The 4,550-nt window shown below is 66.6% G+C and carries 5 protein-coding genes; 1 reads left to right on the top strand and 4 read right to left on the bottom strand.

The features are described 5' to 3' along the window. The 3 genes from dnaE to AC2VOP_RS00280 all read right to left on the bottom strand — a co-directional run. Positions 1 to 2,207: DNA polymerase III subunit alpha (dnaE, locus tag AC2VOP_RS00290; protein ID WP_486959106.1), on the bottom strand; the 2,207-nt coding region annotated here is incomplete at its 3' end. Between the two features lie 105 nt (positions 2,208 to 2,312). Further along, the gene (locus tag AC2VOP_RS00285; RefSeq protein WP_486959105.1) at positions 2,313 to 2,612 is read right to left on the bottom strand and encodes a hypothetical protein; all 300 of its coding nucleotides are present in this window, start codon (positions 2,610 to 2,612) and stop codon (positions 2,313 to 2,315) included. A gap of 13 nt (positions 2,613 to 2,625) precedes the next feature. Then, the gene (locus AC2VOP_RS00280) at positions 2,626 to 3,015 is read right to left on the bottom strand and encodes a hypothetical protein (protein WP_486959104.1); all 390 of its coding nucleotides are present in this window, start codon (positions 3,013 to 3,015) and stop codon (positions 2,626 to 2,628) included. 92 nt (positions 3,016 to 3,107) lie between these two features. Between AC2VOP_RS00280 and AC2VOP_RS00275 the strand changes: the two genes are divergently transcribed. Then, positions 3,108 to 3,875, top strand: coding sequence for a methyltransferase domain-containing protein (locus AC2VOP_RS00275; protein ID WP_486959103.1), 768 nt, complete (start codon positions 3,108 to 3,110; stop codon positions 3,873 to 3,875). A gap of 10 nt (positions 3,876 to 3,885) precedes the next feature. On the opposite strand, the gene AC2VOP_RS00270 is transcribed toward AC2VOP_RS00275, so the two are convergent. Beyond that, positions 3,886 to 4,550, bottom strand: a 665-nt coding sequence (locus AC2VOP_RS00270; RefSeq protein WP_486959102.1) for an RluA family pseudouridine synthase, incomplete at its 5' end; no start/stop codon positions are given.

Raw genomic sequence — 4,550 nt, 5'->3', positions numbered from 1 at the left:
TTCCGCAGGATGTCGGCTTGGGCCAGCGAGTAGCCGGCCACCTTCTGCGCGATGCGCATGATCTGTTCCTGGTAGACGATCAGGCCGTAGGTTTCGGCCAGGATCTCTTCCAGTGGCCCGGCAAGTTCGGGGTGGATGGGTTTGATGGCCTGTCGACCGTTCTTGCGGTCGGCGTAGTCGTTGTGGGCGTTTTGTCCCATCGGGCCGGGCCGGTACAGCGCAATCACCGCGATGACGTCTTCGAACCGAGTGGGTTGCATTCGGCGCAGCAGATCGCGCATCGGCCCCCCGTCGAGCTGGAACACCCCCAGGGTGTCGCCCCGTCCCAGCAGCTCGTAGGTCGGCCGGTCGTCGAGCGGCAGGGACTCCAGATCCACATCGATTCCGCGGTTGGCTTTGATGTTCTCGATCGCGTCGCCGATGATGGTCAGGTTGCGCAGCCCGAGGAAATCCATCTTCAGCAGGCCGATCTCCTCACACGCCGGGTAGTCCCAGCCGGTGATGATCGCGCCGTCCTGCGGGCGCTTCCACAGCGGAATCGCCTCAGTCAGCGGTTCGCTGCTCATGATCACCGCACAGGCGTGCACACCGGCGTTGCGGATGAGGCCTTCTAGCCCGAGCGCGGTCTGATAGATGGTGCGCACGTCGGAGTCGGTGTCGATCAGGCCGCGGACCTCCGCCGCCTCCTTGTACCGCTCGTGGTTCGGATCGGTGATGCCGGACAGCGGGATATCTTTGGCCATGATCGGCGTCGGCAGCGCCTTGGTGATCCGGTCGGCGATCGCGAAGCCGGGTTGCCCGAAGTGAATGCGCGCGGAATCCTTAAGCGCAGCTTTGGTTTTGATGGTGCCGAAGGTGATGACCTGGGCCACTCGGTCATGGCCCCACCGCTCGGCGGCGTAGCGCACCATTTCGCCGCGGCGCCGGTCGTCAAAGTCGATGTCAATGTCCGGCATCGACATGCGCTCCGGGTTGAGGAACCGCTCGAACAGCAGGCCGTACGGGATCGGGTCGATATCGGTGATGCCCAGCGCATAGGCGACCAGCGAGCCGGCCGCCGAACCGCGGCCCGGACCGACCCGGATGTCGACGGAACGGGCATAGTTGATCAGGTCCGCGACGATCAAGAAGTACGAAGGGAAACCCTTGCCACAGATGACGTCGATCTCGTAGGACGCGCGCTCGGCGTAACCGTCGGGTGACCCGTTCGGGAACCGGCGCGTCAGCCCGGCGCTCACCTCGTGCCGAAGCCAGGATGCCGGATCGTGTCCGTCCGGCACCGGGAACACCGGCATTCGGTTGCGCGGCGTCCACACGTCGGCGTAGGAGCCCACTCGCTCGGCGACCAGCAGGGTGGCGTCGCACGCGCCAGGAACCGCGTCGTCGAAGAGTGCGCGCATCTCTGCGGCGGACTTGAGATAGTAGCCGTCGCCGTCGAATTTGAACCGGTTGGGATCTGACAGCGTCTTGCCGGTCTGCACGCACAGCAGCGCCTCGTGGTTGGCCGCGGCGTCGCGGGTGACGTAGTGGCAGTCGTTGGTGGCCAGCGGTGGGATGTCCAACTTGCCGGCAATGTCGAGCAGGCCGTCGCGAACCCGCGCTTCGATGGTCAGCCCGTGGTCCATCAGTTCCAGGAAGTAGTTGTCGGCGCCGAAGATCTCCCGCCACGTGGCGGCCGATTCCAGCGCCTCACGCTGCTGCCCGAGCCGAAGCCTGGTCTGCACCTCCCCCGACGGGCAGCCGGTGGTGGCGATGATGCCGGCCGCGTGTTCGGCGACGAGTTCGGCATCCATCCGCGGCCATTTACCCAACTGCCCTTCGAAGGAGGCCAGCGACGACAGCGTGAACAGGTTACGCAAGCCGGTCGCGTCCTCGGCGATCATGGTCAGATGCGTGTAGGAGCCGCCACCCGACACGTCGTCGCTCTTCTGGCCGGGATCGCCCCACAAGACCCGGCGCGAATCAAAACGAGATCCGGGAGCCACATACGCTTCCACTCCGATGATCGGCTTGATCCCGGCTTCGGTCGCCGCGTGATAAAACTCGGCGGCGCCGAACATGTTTCCGTGGTCGGTCATCCCGATCGCGGTCATCCCCAGACGCTGCGCCTCGGCCAGCATCGGGGTGATCTTCGCCGCGCCGTCCAGCATCGAGTACTCGGTGTGATTATGCAGATGCACGAAGGGCCGCGAAGAGGAACCGTCCATAGGACCGCCAGTCTATGACCGAGGCCCGACCGCTACCGGCAGTGCCGGTGGGTGTGTCGGTGAGCGCTGATCATCTACCGGATGGGGCAGAGTCGATTGCGTCGGTCACGCGCGCGGCCGGACATCACGCGCTCGTGCCAACTGCCTGTCGATGCCGGTCACGTGGCGAACCTCGACGAAGAGCCAGAGTGCTCCGGCGATCGTGCCGAGCAGCGAGATGAGCACCGTCGTCTCAATCCACTCATAACGCTGGTAGGCGGCAACCATGACGGTGCTGATCATCGCGGACACCGCGATCGCGAGCAGGGCGAACCCGGGCCAGAAGAAATTGTCCTTCACGACGATGCCCGCGTGCTGATGTGTGGTCCGGGAATGATCGGTCGGATCGTGGTGCGTGTCGCCCATTGTGTTTCCCTCCCTACCCGGTCCGGGTCGAGTCGTCCTGGTTGCGAATGTACATATCGGGCAGCAGAATTGCACCGATCGTTGTCACTAGCCACACCACCAGCGTCACGGCCAGCCACGAGGCGAGCCCGCCGATGGCGAGCCCGTGGGTGAGTACCGAGGCCAGCCAGAGAGCGACGACGGTCAGCGTCAGGCCGGTGGAACCGAGCAGCAGCGACGCATATCCGTGCGGCAACTTCAAGATCAGCCACGACAGGCTGGTCTGCGCCGCGGCGAACGCCAGCACCGCGACGACGAATCCCGACGCCGACATCGCAACACCGGGAACGACCGCCGCCGCGACCACCAGTCCGATCGCCCAGGACCCTAGCCTTGCGACGGTCCGCAGCAGGAACTGATTCATGGCAGTAAGGGTAACCGGGGCGAACCCAACGACCTGAGCGACCCGCAACCCGGTTGTTGCCGGTGCGGCGGGTGAAAGCGAGGATGCCAGACATGCCCGCGACGTTCGACGATCTGGTGGCCGAGGCGGCCGCCGCGCCGGTCGAGGGGTGGGACTTTTCATGGCTGGACGGTCGCGCTACCGAGCAGCGTCCGTCCTGGGGCTATCAGCGGCTGCTGAGCCGGCGGCTGGCACACGCATCAGCCGCCGTCGACTTGCAGACAGGCGGCGGGGAGGTGCTGGCCGGGGCGGGCGAACTCGGTACGTTTCCACCGACCATGGCCGCCACCGAGTCGTGGCCGCCGAACGCGGCACTTGCCACCAGGCTTCTGCATCCGCGGGGCGTGGTGGTCGTCGCAGTAGCCGACCACCCGCCGTTGCCGTTCGCCGACAACGCTTTCGACCTGGTGGCCAGCCGGCACCCGAGCGCCCTATGGTGGACCGAGATCGCCCGAGTACTGCGGCCGGGCGGCACCTACTTCGCGCAACACGTCGGACCCGCGACGATGATCGAGCTGGCCGAGTTCTTCCTCGGACCGAAGGCCGGGCTCGGCGCCGAGCGGGCGCCGGACGTCGAGCGGTCGAATGCGGCAGCCGCCGGTCTGCGAGTCGTCGATGTGCGCTTCGAGCGGCTGCGCGCGGAGTTCTTCGACGTCGGCGCCGTCGTCTACTTTCTGCGCAAGGTGATCTGGTGTGTGCCGGGCTTCACCGTCGACCGCTACCGCAGCCGGCTGCGGAAGCTGCACGAGCGTATCGAGGCCGACGGACCGTTCGTCGCCCACTCGGCGCGGACCCTCATCGAGGCCCGTAAACCGGACTGATCAGACATGGTCAAGCCGAAGCCCGCAGCACGTCCAGCGCGTGCTGAAGGTCAGTCGGATACGGGCTGGTGACCTCCAGCCACCGGCCGTCGCCCGGATGATTGAACGCTAGCGATCTCGCGTGCAGCCACTGTCGTTCCAGCCCAAGCTTTTTCGCTAGCTTCGGGTCGGCGCCGTAAGTGAGGTCGCCGCAGCAGGGGTGGTGCAGCGCGGCGAAATGCACCCGGATCTGGTGGGTCCGGCCGGTTTGCAGGTGGACGTCGAGCAGGCTGGCGGCGACGAATGCCTCAACGGTGTCGTAGTGGGTGACGCTGTCTCGGCCGTTCGCGGTGACGGCGAACTTCCAGTCGCGGCCGTGGTGCCGGCCGATCGGCGCGTCGATGGTGCCACTGGACGGATCCGGATGCCCCTGCACCAGTGCGTGGTAGCGCTTGTCGACAGCGCGCTGCCTGAATGCGCGCTTGAGCGCGGTGTAGGCGCGCTCGGAGATCGCCACCACCATCACCCCCGACGTGCCGACGTCGAGGCGCTGCACTATCCCCTGCCGCTCGGGCACGCCGGAGGTGGTGACCCGGTAGCCGGCGGCGGCCAGCCCGCCCAGCACCGTCGGCCCGGTCCAGCCCACCGACGCGTGGGCGGCCACCCCGGCGGGCTTGTCGACGACCACGACGTCGT

The sequence above is a fragment of the Mycobacterium sp. TH-M106 genome, from assembly GCF_057473765.1.
Note: the sequence above shows the minus strand (reverse complement) of the source record. Positions and strands in the feature narration are given on the sequence as shown.